Origin of the sequence: Pseudomonas retamae (assembly GCF_043496865.1) — a bacterium.
In the GTDB taxonomy this organism is placed as follows: Bacteria; Pseudomonadota; Gammaproteobacteria; order Pseudomonadales; family Pseudomonadaceae; genus Aquipseudomonas; species Aquipseudomonas retamae.
In genome coordinates this window covers 578061-590392 of record NZ_JBIEIL010000003.1, presented here as the reverse complement: position 1 = coordinate 590392, position 12332 = coordinate 578061, and the positions used below count along the sequence as shown (strand labels likewise).

Below are 12332 nucleotides of genomic sequence, written 5' to 3'. Positions count from 1 at the left end.
CCTCTATGTGCTTTTTCGAACAATTTGCTATGGTGCCGAACCTGTCCGAGCCACCGCCAGCGTTGTTGTGGCGACAGATTCGACTATAAGAGAAGCCCTTGCCATGACCACAGCGCCTTCGAGCCTCGCGCAGCCCGAGCAACCCGTACGACCGTTGACCCGCAATGACTACAAAACCCTGTCGCTGTCCGCCCTCGGCGGGGCGCTGGAATTCTACGATTTCATCATCTTCGTATTCTTCGCCACCGTGGTCGGCAAGCTGTTCTTCCCGGCCGACATGCCCGAGTGGCTGCGGCTGATGCAGACCTTCGGCATCTTCGCTGCCGGCTACCTCGCCCGGCCGCTGGGCGGCATCGTCATGGCGCACTTCGGCGACCTGCTGGGGCGCAAGAAGATGTTCACCCTGAGCATTTTCATGATGGCCGTGCCGACGCTGATCATGGGTTTGCTGCCGACGTATGCGCAGATCGGCATCTGGGCGCCGATCCTGCTGCTGTTGATGCGCGTCATTCAGGGCGCGGCAATTGGCGGGGAAGTGCCGGGAGCGTGGGTCTTCGTTTCCGAACACGTCCCGCAAAAACACATCGGCTATGCCTGCGGCACGCTCACCAGCGGTTTGACCGCCGGCATCCTGCTCGGCTCTCTGGTCGCCACGGCGATCAACAGCATTTATACCCCGGCGGAAGTTTCCGATTACGCCTGGCGGATTCCGTTCCTGCTGGGCGGTGTGTTCGGCCTGTTCTCCGTGTACCTGCGCCGCTGGCTGCACGAAACCCCGGTGTTCGCCGAGCTGCAACAGCGCAAGGCATTGGCTGAGGAAGTACCGCTGCGCGCGGTACTGCGTGATCACCGTGGCGCGATCGCGATTTCGATGCTGCTGACCTGGTTGCTGTCGGCCGGCGTGGTCGTGGTCATCCTGATGACCCCGACCGTGCTGCAAACGGTCTATCACTTCTCGCCGACCACCGCGTTGCAGGCCAACAGCCTGGCCATCGTCTTCCTCAGCCTGGGTTGCATCGGTGCCGGTGCGCTGGCCGATCGCTTCGGTGCCGGTCGCGTCTTCGTCTTCGGCTGCCTCGGCCTGCTGATCAGCTCGTGGACCTTCTATCACAGCCTCGCCGACCACCCGGGCTGGCTGTTTCCGCTGTATGCACTGACCGGTCTGCTGGTCGGCACCATCGGCGCGGTGCCGTATGTGATGGTCAAGGCATTCCCGCCGGTGGTGCGCTTCAGCGGCTTGTCGTTCTCGTACAACGTTGCGTACGCAATCTTCGGTGGCTTGACACCGATGGTGGTGAGTCTGCTGCTCAAGGAAAGCGCGATGGGGCCTGCTTATTACGTAGCGGTGCTGTGCGGGATGGGGATTCTTGTAGGTGCGTGGTTGTGGAGGAAGGGGCGCTGATTTTTCCTTCCGCCTGATCGTTCCCACGCTCCGCGTGGGAATGCATCCCGTGACGCTCTGCGTCACCTCTCGAAACGGACGCAGAGCGTCCCTGGCGGCATTCCCACGCAGAGCGTGGGAACGATCTGTCTCGACATGCTGGCCTTTCATCCAATTGTCATATTTCAGCCATAGAGTGTTCACACGGCCCGCTGATACTTGGCCCCGACTTAACACACCCTATCTGCTAGGAGTAAGGCATGAAACTGAAGCGTTTGATGGCGGCAATGACTTTTGTCGCTGCTGGCGTTGCGACTGCCAACGCGGTTGCCGCTGTTGACCCTGCTATCCCGAGCTACACCAAGACCACTGGTGTGTCGGGCAACCTGTCCAGCGTCGGTTCCGATACCCTGGCCAACCTCATGACCCTGTGGGCCGAGAACTACAAAAAAGAATACCCGAACGTCAACATCCAGATTCAGGCCGCCGGTTCCTCCACCGCGCCACCTGCACTCACCGAAGGCACCGCCAACCTGGGCCCGATGAGCCGCAAGATGAAGGACAACGAGCTGCAGGCTTTCGAGCAGAAGTACGGCTACAAGCCGACTGCCATCCCGGTTGCCGTGGATGCCCTGGCCGTATTCGTGCACAAGGACAACCCGATCAAGCACCTGACCATGGCTCAGGTCGATGCGATTTTCTCCTCGACACGCCTGTGCGGTGCCAAGGCTGACGTCAAGACCTGGGGTGACCTCGGTGTGACCGGCGACCTGGCCAACAAGCCAGTGCAACTGTTCGGCCGTAACTCGGTATCTGGCACCTACGGCTACTTCAAGGAAGAAGCCCTGTGCAAAGGCGACTACAAGCCAAACGTCAACGAACAACCAGGTTCGGCGTCGGTGGTGCAGTCGATCAGCAGCTCGCTTAACGGCGTTGGCTACTCAGGTATCGGCTACAAGACCGCCAGCGTGAAAACCGTTGCCCTGGCCAAGAAAGAAGGCGGCGAGTTCATCGAAGACACCGAAGAAAACGCCCTGAACGGCAAGTACCCGTTGTCGCGCTTCCTCTACGTTTACGTCAACAAAGCCCCGAACAAGCCTCTGGCCCCGCTGGAAGCCGAGTTCGTCAAACTGGTGCTGTCGAAGCAGGGCCAGGAAGTGGTGGTGAAAGACGGCTACATCCCGCTGCCAGCCAAGGTTGCTGCAAAAGCACTGGCTGACCTCGGTCTGCAGGAAGGCGGCTCTGTCGCCAAGCAGTAACAAATCGAGCCTGGCGTAACGCCGGACTCTTTGTGGGAGCGAGCCTGCTCGCTCCCACAACTACCAAATTTCGACTCCGCTGCCGGGCCTTCCGGGTGGCGGATTTGCTGCGTCACTGCATTGTCATCTTTCTGTCATACAGGATCGCTAGGGTGTGCGCATGAATGATCTGGCCAATTCCCCAATGACTACGACTTCCCCTCCCAAGCGCATTGATTTCAATACGCCTGAGCTGCAACGCAAGCGCCGCATTCGCGCGCTCAAGGATCGCTTCACCCGTTGGTACGTCCTCGTTGGCGGCCTGGCGGTGCTCGCGGCCATCACCCTGATCTTCTTCTTCCTCGCTTACGTCGTTGCGCCATTGTTTCAAGGTGCCGACCTGACCGCGAAGGACTCGATCACCCCGGCCTGGATGCAGGACGCCGGCAAGCCGCTGATGATCTCGCTCGAAGAGCAGAATCAGGTTGCGATGCGCGTCTCCGACAAGGGCCAGGCGTTGTTCTTCGATATCGACAGTGGCGCTGAACTCAAGCGCGTCGATCTGCCAGTGCCCGCCGGCGCCAGCGTGACTTCGATTGGTGAAGACCAGCCGGGTCATCCGCTGGTGGCCGTGGGTCTGTCCAACGGTCAGGCGCTGGTGTTCCGTCACACCTACAAAGTCAGCTACCCCGATGGCAAGAAAACCATCACGCCGGCCATCGAGTACCCGTACGGTGAGACGCCGATTGCGCTGAACGAAAGCGGCGGTGCACTGGAGCATGTCAGCCTCAATGCCACCGATACGACCCTGATGCTGGTCGGCTCTACCGGTTCGCAACTCAATGTTCTGTCGCTGACCAGCGAAGAAAACCTGATGACCGGCGAAGTCACCAACGAGCAGCAGCGTATCGATCTGCCGCAGATGACCGAGCCGGTGAAAAACATCTTCGTCGACCCGCGCCAGCAGTGGCTGTACGTGGTCAACGGTCGCGCTCAGGCCGACGTCTTCAGTCTGCGCGACAAGAGCCTCAACGGTCGCTACAAGCTGCTGGAAAATGCAGACGCCGAAGTCACCGCGACCACGCAACTGGTCGGCGGTATCTCGTTGATCGTCGGCGACTCCAAGGGCGGTCTGGCCCAGTGGTTCATGGCCCGTGACACCGATGGCGAGCAGCGCCTGAAGCAGATTCGCACGTTCCAGATGGGCACTACGCCCATCGTTGAAATCGCCGCCGAAGAACGCCGCAAAGGCTTCCTCGCCCTCGACGCCAGCGGCAAGCTCGGGGTGTTCCACAGCACCGCACACCGCACGCTGCTGGTCGATCAGGTTGTCGACGGCCAGGGCCTGTTCGGTCTGTCGCCGCGCGCCAACCGGGTGATCGTCGAAGCCGGCGGCAAGCTGCAACCGCTGCTGCTCGACAACCCGCACCCGGAAGTGTCGTGGAGCGCGTTGTGGAGCAAGGTCTGGTACGAGAACTACGACGAGCCTAAGTACGTCTGGCAATCGACCGCGGCCAACACTGATTTCGAACCGAAACTGAGCCTGTCGCCACTGACCTTCGGCACCCTGAAAGCCGCGTTCTACGCGATGCTGCTGGCCGCGCCACTGGCCGTTGCCGCCGCAATCTACACCGCGTACTTCATGGCCCCGGGCATGCGCCGCAAGGTCAAACCGGTGATCGAGCTGATGGAAGCGATGCCGACGGTGATCCTCGGTTTCTTCGCCGGTCTGTTCCTCGCGCCATATGTGGAAGGACACCTGCCGGGCATCTTCAGCCTGCTGATGCTGTTGCCGATCGGCATCCTCGTCGCCGGTTTCACTTTCAGCCGCCTGCCTGAATCGATCCGCCTGAAAGTCCCGGACGGTTGGGAAAGTGCGCTGCTGATTCCGGTGATCCTGTTCGTGGGCTGGTTGTCGCTGTACATGAGCCCGTTCATGGAGAACTGGTTCTTCGGCGGCGACATGCGCATGTGGATTTCTCACGACCTGGGCATCACCTACGACCAGCGCAACGCTCTGGTGGTCGGTCTGGCCATGGGTTTCGCGGTGATCCCGAACATCTACTCGATCGCCGAAGACGCCGTATTCAGCGTGCCACGCGGCCTGACCCTCGGTTCTCTGGCCCTCGGTGCCACGCCGTGGCAGACCATGACCCGCGTGGTCATCCTCACCGCCAGCCCGGGGATCTTCTCGGCGCTGATGATCGGCATGGGCCGCGCCGTCGGCGAAACCATGATCGTACTGATGGCCACCGGTAACACCCCGGTCATGGAAATGAACCTGTTCGAAGGTCTGCGCACCCTGGCCGCCAACGTTGCAGTGGAAATGCCCGAGTCGGAAGTTGGCGGCAGCCACTACCGCGTGCTGTTCCTCTCGGCGCTGGTGCTACTGCTGTTCACCTTCGTCATGAACACCCTGGCAGAACTGATTCGTCAGCGTCTGCGCAAGAAATACTCGTCGCTTTAAGCAAAGGTAGAAGTCTGTGAAACAGAACTCCCTGAAAGGATGGTTCAAGAGCGGCGCCCCAGGCGTCTGGATCAGCGGTGGCGCGGTGTCCATCGCGGTCATCATGACCATTGGCCTGTTGGCGGTGATTGCCGTGCGCGGTCTCGGTCACTTCTGGCCGGCGGACCTGATCCACGCGCATTACGACGTGCCCGGCCAGGCCAATCACCTGATCGTCGGCGAGGTGGTGCAGAAAGAAGAAGTGCCGCGTGCCCGTCTCAAGAGTGCCGGCCTGCCAGTGCCTGACGAAGGCCCGGAATTCATGACCCGCGAGCTGGTCAAGGTCGGCAACCGTGACCTGAACGGCAACGACTTCACGTGGATTGTCGGCGACTGGCTGACCAAGCAGACCACGCCGCCCGAATTGATGGCGATCGAGCGCCGCGAGTGGGGCAATTTCTATGGCTACCTGGTCAACGTCAAACAGGACGGCAAGGTCATCGCCGAAGGCGAGGCCGCATGGCCTGAGCTGCAAGCGCGCATCGATCGGGTCAACGATCTCGCGGCTCAACTGAAGACACTGGAAAAAACCGACATCGGCGCGATCAACGCCGGCCTCGAGCGCATCCGTCTGCACGGTCGCAAGCTCGAGCTGGAAGGCAAGCTCGACGCCACCGCGCAAGCGGACATGGCCTCCGAGCGCGCCGAGCTGGACGCACGCTACAAAGACATCGAAGCACGTCTGTCTGATCTGCATGCACAGTTCAACCGCGACGCCTTGACCGCCCGTGACGCCAACGGCAAGGAAATTGAAATCGGTCTGGGCAAAGTCGTGCATGCGTACCAGCCAAACGGCATGAGCACGGTGACCAAGGTCGGCTTCTACTTCAGCAAGATCTGGGAATTCCTCTCGGATGACCCGCGTGAAGCGAACACCGAAGGCGGGATCTTCCCGGCGATCTTCGGCACCGTGATGATGACCCTGATCATGGCGATGATCGTGACCCCGTTCGGCGTACTGGCGGCGGTGTACCTGCGCGAATACGCCAAGCAGAACACCCTGACGCGTGTGATTCGTATCGCGGTGAACAACCTTGCCGGTGTACCGGCGATCGTTTACGGCGTGTTCGGTCTGGGCTTCTTCGTCTACGTGCTCGGCGGTTCGGTTGACCGCTTGTTCTTCCCTGAAGCACTGCCAGCGCCGACCTTCGGTACGCCGGGTCTGCTTTGGGCCTCGCTGACGCTGGCCCTGCTCGCGGTGCCGGTGGTGATCGTGGCGACCGAAGAAGGTCTGGCGCGAATCCCGCGTACCGTGCGCGAAGGTTCGCTGGCACTGGGCGCGACCAAGGCGGAAACGCTGTGGAAGATCGTCATCCCGATGGCCAGCCCGGCGATGATGACCGGCATGATCCTCGCCGTGGCGCGTGCCGCTGGTGAAGTGGCGCCGCTGATGCTGGTGGGCGTGGTGAAACTGGCGCCGTCGCTGCCAGTGGATGGCAACTACCCGTACCTGCACCTGGACCAGAAGATCATGCACCTGGGCTTCCACATCTATGACGTCGGCTTCCAGAGCCCGAACGTCGAAGCGGCCCGTCCGCTGGTGTACGCCACGGCGCTGTTGCTGGTGCTGGTGATCGCGACGTTGAACCTGTCGGCGGTGTATATCCGCAACCACCTGCGCGAAAAATACAAAGCTTTGGACAGTTAACACAAACCCTGTGGGAGCTGGCTTGCCAGCGATGGCATCACCGCGGTGTAACTGAAACACCGCGTCGCCTGCATCGCTGGCAAGCCAGCTCCCACAGGGGCCGCGATAACACTGAATTTGCGTTACCCGCTGGCCAGGCCTGCGGCTCAACAAACCGAATTTGTCAGCACAGGGAGCCTCCCATGCAGCACGAAACACACAGCCACGGCATCAACATGTCTGCCCTGGGCCGCGACAAGCAGAGCCTGAACCTCGAACAGGAAACCGTGGCCATCGAAGTGCCCGGCCTGAGCCTGTACTACGGCGAGAAACAAGCGCTGTTCGACGTCAGCATGAATATTCCGAAGCAGCGCGTGACCGCGTTCATCGGCCCGTCCGGTTGCGGCAAGTCGACCCTGCTGCGCACCTTCAACCGCATGAACGATCTGGTTGACGGCTGCCGCGTTGAAGGCGCAATCAACCTGTACGGCAACAATATCTATCGCAAGGGCGAAGACGTTGCCGAATTGCGTCGTCGCGTCGGCATGGTGTTCCAGAAACCCAACCCGTTCCCGAAGACCATCTACGAAAACGTGGTGTACGGCCTGCGCATCCAGGGCATCAACAAAAAGCGCATCCTCGACGAAGCGGTCGAGTGGGCATTGAAAGGCGCTGCCCTGTGGGACGAAGTCAAAGACCGTCTGCACGACTCGGCGCTTGGCCTGTCCGGTGGTCAGCAACAGCGTCTGGTGATCGCCCGTACCATCGCCGTTGAACCGGAAGTTTTGCTGCTCGATGAACCGTGCTCGGCCCTCGACCCGATCTCGACGCTGAAAGTCGAAGAACTGATCTACGAGCTGAAATCCAAGTTCACCATCGTCATCGTCACGCACAACATGCAGCAGGCGGCACGGGTGTCCGACTACACGGCGTTCATGTACATGGGCAAACTGGTGGAATTCGGCGACACCGATACCCTGTTCACCAATCCGGCGAAGAAGCAGACCGAAGACTACATTACCGGTCGCTATGGCTGACCGAACAGCTGCAAGCCGCAAGCTTCAAGCGGCAAGAAAGAGCGGTTCGAGTACGACACAAATCAGCTTGCAGCTTGTAGCTTGCAGCTCATGGCTTTTGCGGAGCAAATCATGATTTCGAAGGAAGGTTTAACCCATCACATTTCCGCGCAGTTCAACGCCGAACTGGAAGAAGTGCGCAGCCACCTGCTGGCCATGGGCGGGCTGGTCGAGAAACAGGTCAATGACGCCGTCACGGCGCTGATCGAGGCCGATTCCGGTCTGGCTCAGCAAGTGCGCGAAATCGACGACCAAATCAACCAGATGGAACGCAACATCGACGAAGAATGCCTGCGCATTCTTGCCCGTCGTCAGCCGGCAGCGTCGGACTTGCGTCTGATCATCAGCATTTCCAAGTCGGTGATCGACCTTGAGCGCATCGGCGACGAAGCGACCAAGATCGCCCGGCGTGCCATCCAGTTGTGCGAAGAAGGCGAAGCGCCGCGCGGTTACGTCGAGGTTCGCCACATCGGCGACCAGGTGCGCAACATGGTCCGCGATGCGCTGGACGCCTTCGCGCGTTTCGACGCCGATCTGGCGCTGTCGGTGGCGCAGTACGACAAGATCATCGACCGCGAATACAAAACCGCCCTGCGCGAGCTGGCGACCTACATGATGGAAGATCCGCGCTCTATCTCGCGGGTGCTGAGCATCATCTGGGTCCTGCGTTCGCTGGAGCGCATCGGCGATCACGCGCGCAACATCTCGGAACTGGTGATCTACCTGGTGCGCGGCACCGACGTGCGGCACATGGGCCTCAAGCGCATGAAGGAAGAAGTTGAAGGCACCAGCGACGAAACCGCTAATGTTCCGGGCGAAGCTGACGATAAGTAAGATTGCCTGAGAAAAGCGCCCGGCCCTTTGGCCGGGCGTTTTTGTTTGTGCTTTTCATGGGCAGATTCGAATTAAAAAGCAGCACCCGCGAACGAAAAGTCCCGGCGTGACTGAAGAGTTTTGGCAATGTGCCATCAGCCAGCGTTATGCTTGCCGGGATTTTAATAGGGGTGTTGGATGAGCAAGATCAGTGTGTTGGTCGTGGACGATGCTTCGTTCATTCGTGACCTGGTGAAAAAGTGCCTGCGTAATTACTTCCCGGGGATCCGCACCGAGGACGCCGTGAACGGCAAAAAGGCCCAGGCCATGCTGGCCAGAGAAGCCTTCGACCTGGTGTTGTGCGATTGGGAAATGCCGGAAATGTCCGGTCTCGAACTGCTGACCTGGTGCCGCGAGCAAGACAATCTCAAGACCATGCCGTTCGTCATGGTGACCAGCCGGGGCGACAAGGAAAACGTCGTGCAGGCGATTCAGGCCGGCGTTTCCGGCTACGTCAGCAAGCCGTTCACCAATGAGCAGTTGCTGACCAAGGTCAAGCAGGCGCTGAACAAGGTCGGCAAGCTCGACACCCTGATGAACAGCGCGCCGACCAAGATGAATTCGGCGTTCGGCAACGATTCGCTGAGCGCACTGACCGGCGGCAAACCTGCCGTGGTCGGCGCCGCCCCGACCGCTGCGGCGGCCAACCCGTTTGCCAAGCCTGCTGCAGCAGCGCCGGCCGCTGCAGCAGCGCCATCGCGCGGTTTGCTCAACGCGCCGCCGGTGCAGGCACCTGCCGCGGCGAAAGCGCCGGTCGGTGGTCGCGGTCAGGGCCAGTTGCGCCTGCCGAGCGGCACCCAGCAATGCGTGATCAAGGCGCTGAGCATCAAGGAAGCGCTGCTGGTGGTGAAGCGCACCGAGACCCTGCCGCAGGTCCTCGACAGCGCCGTGCTCGATCTGGAGCAGGGCGACAATGCCGAAGTCGCGCGCCTCAACGGTTACCTGCACGCCGTGGTTGCGGTCGAGCAGAAGCCAGACAGTGAATGGCTGCAACTGACCTTCCGATTCGTCGATCAGGACGCGCAGAAGCTCGATTACATCTCGCGCCTGATCGCCCGTGGCACGGCGCAGAAGCATTTCGTGCCGGGCGCGTGATCTTCCTCGCCTGACACACCGCCTTCGCGAGCAGGCTCGCTCCCACCCTGGAATGCATTCCAAGAGTGGGGGCGAGTCTGCTCGCGAAGGGGCCATCACCCACGACATCCATTTTCCAGACTGCCAATTTGCAACATCTGTCGACTAGCCTGGTCTGCTTCACCTGCTAGGCTCATTTCCAGGCCTCCTTTCGACAGATTCTTGCCCATGCTCGCGCGCCTGCTGTTTCTCTGTGGTCTTTTCCTCGCCTGCACCTCGGCAGTGGCCATGACCATCTACAAATCCACCGATGCCAACGGCGTGGTTTCCTACAGCGACCGGCCGAGCAAAGGCGCGCAGGTGTTCGTGTTTCAGGACCGCATGGTCGAGCGCCTGGAGCGCCAGGTCTACCTCGATATCAAAAAGCAGAAAGGCACCGACGTGGTGTTCGTGCGCAATGATCTGTATGCGCCGGTCGAGATTGCCTTGGCGTTTACCGGCCTGAGCAATGTGCGCGGCGCGCCGGCGCAGACCATTCGCCGGGTGCTGCCGGCGCGCAGCAATACTCGGCTGGCGCTGCTGACGGCGATCTCCGCCGGCAAGCCGCTGGTGTATTCGCCGCAATTCCATTATTCGCTGGGCGACCCCGCAGGTGCGGCGCAGAGCTATCGTTATCCGCTGCCGTGGCGTGGCGGGCCGTTTCGCCTGAGCCAGGGCGCCAACGGCCAGTACAGCCACTACGGGCCGAAGAATCGCTACGCAATGGATATCGCCATGCCGGTGGGCACGCCGATCATCGCCGCGCGGGCCGGCGTCGTCGTGAAGACTGAAAACTCCCAGAGCGGGCGCGGCACCGATGCGTCTGGCAATTTCGTGCGCGTGCTGCACGATGACGGCACGATGGGCGTGTACCTGCACCTGAAACAGGGCTCGGTGAGTGTGCGTGAGGGGCAGCGGGTCAAGGTCGGCAGTCCGCTGGCGCTGTCGGGCAATACCGGCAACAGCAGCGGCCCGCACCTGCACTTCGTGGTGCAGCGCAATACCGGCGAAGGGCTGGTGTCGATTCCGTATCAGTTCAACCAGCCACTGGGGGCGTTGCCCAACTTTGCGTTGGGCAAGCAGTAACATCGGCAAATGCATTCCAGGGTGGGAGCGAGCCTGCTCGCGAAAGCAGCGACGCGTTCCCGGATCAGCCAGTTAATCCAGCATCAACACCTTGGCCAGCACGATCTTCGGCCCTTTCATCTTCTTGATGATGATCCGCAGGCCTTCGACTTCCAGTACTTCTTCCTCTTCCGGCACGCGTTTGAGGGTTTCATAGACCAGCCCGGCAAGGGTTTCCGCTTCGATGTGGTCCAGATCGATGCCCAGCAGGCGTTCGACCTTGAACAACGGCGTATCGCCACGGACCAGCAGCTTGCCCGGCTGATAGGCGAGAATGCCGCGCTCAGCCTTGCGGTGTTCGTCCTGAATGTCGCCGACCAGCACTTCCAGTACATCTTCCATGGTCAGGTAGCCGATGATGTTGCCGTCAGCCTCCTCAACTACGGCGAAGTGTGAGCCGCCCTTGCGGAACTGTTCCAGTAGCTGCGACAACGGCATGTGCCGCGACACACGCTCCAGCGGACGGGTCAGCTCGGCCAGATTGAACGACTCGGGGATGTGGTCCAGCGCCGCCAGTTCCAACAGCAGGTCCTTGATGTGCAGCAGGCCGACGAACTCCTGGCGCTCGCTGTCGTACACCGGATAGCGGCTGAACTTGTGGCGACGGAACATCGCCAGGATTTCCTTCAGCGGTGCGTTGAATTCGAGGGTGATCAGGTCTTCCCGGGAGTTGGCCCAGTCGACCACTTCCAGCTCGCCCATCTCCACCGCCGAGGCCAGTACGCGCATGCCTTGGTCGCTCGGATCCTGGCCACGGCTGGAGTGCAGGATCAGTTTCAGTTCTTCGCGGCTGTAATGGTGTTCATGGTGCGGGCCGGGTTCGCCTTGCCCTGCGATACGCAAAATCGCGTTGGCGCTGGCGTTGAGCAGGTAGATCGCCGGGTACATCGCCCAGTAGAACAGGTACAGCGGCACCGCCGTCCACAGCGACAGCAGTTCCGGTTTGCGGATCGCCCACGACTTCGGCGCGAGTTCGCCGACCACGATGTGCAGATAGGAAATGATGAAAAACGCGGTAAAGAACGACACGCCTTTGACGATCTCCGGCGAATCGACGCCGACTGCGCTCAACAGCGGCTCGAGGATGTGCGCGAACGCCGGCTCACCGACCCAGCCCAGGCCGAGGGAGGCGAGGGTAATACCCAACTGGCACGCCGAGAGGTAGGCATCGAGCTGACTGTGCACGGTGCGCAGGATATGCCCGCGCCAGCCGTGCTGCTCGGCGATGGCTTCGACCCGGGTCGAGCGCAATTTGACCATGGCGAATTCCGCCGCAACGAAGAAGCCGTTGAGCAGGACCAGGATCAGAGCAAAAAGAATCATGCCGAAGTCGGCGAAAATGGTAGCGAGGGACAAGCCAGGGGAAGGGTCCATGATGGAGTTTTGCAGGTTC

9 protein-coding genes are annotated in these 12332 nt (G+C 60.9%); 8 read left to right on the top strand and 1 reads right to left on the bottom strand.

Annotated elements, in window-relative coordinates; translation table 11 throughout:
- Positions 1-103: 103 nt before the first annotated feature.
- From ACGSLL_RS07840 to ACGSLL_RS07805, 8 genes are all read left to right on the top strand, one after another.
- Positions 104-1402, top strand: a complete 1299-nt coding sequence (locus ACGSLL_RS07840) for an MFS transporter (RefSeq protein WP_394504631.1) — start codon at positions 104-106, stop codon at positions 1400-1402.
- 239 nt (positions 1403-1641) lie between these two features.
- Positions 1642-2640 carry a phosphate ABC transporter substrate-binding protein PstS gene (locus tag ACGSLL_RS07835; protein ID WP_090287642.1) on the top strand — a complete coding sequence of 333 codons (999 nt, stop codon included), beginning with the start codon at positions 1642-1644 and terminating at the stop codon, positions 2638-2640.
- A gap of 412 nt (positions 2641-3052) precedes the next feature.
- Complete coding sequence (locus tag ACGSLL_RS07830; protein ID WP_394505012.1) at positions 3053-5086, top strand: ABC transporter permease subunit; 2034 nt, start codon at positions 3053-3055, stop codon at positions 5084-5086.
- 16 nt (positions 5087-5102) lie between these two features.
- Positions 5103-6773, top strand: a complete 1671-nt coding sequence (pstA, locus tag ACGSLL_RS07825; RefSeq protein WP_394504628.1) for a phosphate ABC transporter permease PstA — start codon at positions 5103-5105, stop codon at positions 6771-6773.
- A 182-nt stretch (positions 6774-6955) separates the two neighbouring features.
- Positions 6956-7789 carry a phosphate ABC transporter ATP-binding protein PstB gene (pstB, locus tag ACGSLL_RS07820; RefSeq protein WP_090287634.1) on the top strand — a complete coding sequence of 278 codons (834 nt, stop codon included), beginning with the start codon at positions 6956-6958 and terminating at the stop codon, positions 7787-7789.
- 111 nt (positions 7790-7900) lie between these two features.
- Positions 7901-8662, top strand: coding sequence for a phosphate signaling complex protein PhoU (gene phoU / locus ACGSLL_RS07815; RefSeq protein WP_394504624.1), 762 nt, complete (start codon positions 7901-7903; stop codon positions 8660-8662).
- A gap of 177 nt (positions 8663-8839) precedes the next feature.
- Positions 8840-9796, top strand: coding sequence for a response regulator (locus ACGSLL_RS07810; RefSeq protein ID WP_394504622.1), 957 nt, complete (start codon positions 8840-8842; stop codon positions 9794-9796).
- A gap of 207 nt (positions 9797-10003) precedes the next feature.
- A complete protein-coding gene (locus tag ACGSLL_RS07805) occupies positions 10004-10900 on the top strand; it encodes a peptidoglycan DD-metalloendopeptidase family protein (RefSeq protein ID WP_208939218.1) in 897 nt (298 codons plus the stop codon).
- Between the two features lie 72 nt (positions 10901-10972).
- On the opposite strand, the gene ACGSLL_RS07800 is transcribed toward ACGSLL_RS07805, so the two are convergent.
- Positions 10973-12313 carry a hemolysin family protein gene (locus ACGSLL_RS07800; RefSeq protein WP_394504620.1) on the bottom strand — a complete coding sequence of 447 codons (1341 nt, stop codon included), beginning with the start codon at positions 12311-12313 and terminating at the stop codon, positions 10973-10975.
- Positions 12314-12332: the final 19 nt, after the last annotated feature.

Bases quoted from the DNA above. Each gene is read 5' to 3' on its own strand.
- ACGSLL_RS07840 (WP_394504631.1), top strand. From the start codon at position 104: ATGACCACAGCGCCTTCGAGCCTCGCGCAGCCCGAGCAACCCGTACGA.
- ACGSLL_RS07835 (WP_090287642.1), top strand. From the start codon at position 1,642: ATGAAACTGAAGCGTTTGATGGCGGCAATGACTTTTGTCGCTGCTGGC.
- ACGSLL_RS07830 (WP_394505012.1), top strand. From the start codon at position 3,053: ATGCAGGACGCCGGCAAGCCGCTGATGATCTCGCTCGAAGAGCAGAAT.
- pstB (WP_090287634.1), top strand. From the start codon at position 6,956: ATGCAGCACGAAACACACAGCCACGGCATCAACATGTCTGCCCTGGGC.
- phoU (WP_394504624.1), top strand. From the start codon at position 7,901: ATGATTTCGAAGGAAGGTTTAACCCATCACATTTCCGCGCAGTTCAAC.
- ACGSLL_RS07810 (WP_394504622.1), top strand. From the start codon at position 8,840: ATGAGCAAGATCAGTGTGTTGGTCGTGGACGATGCTTCGTTCATTCGT.
- ACGSLL_RS07805 (WP_208939218.1), top strand. From the start codon at position 10,004: ATGCTCGCGCGCCTGCTGTTTCTCTGTGGTCTTTTCCTCGCCTGCACC.
- ACGSLL_RS07800 (WP_394504620.1), bottom strand. From the start codon at position 12,313: ATGGACCCTTCCCCTGGCTTGTCCCTCGCTACCATTTTCGCCGACTTC.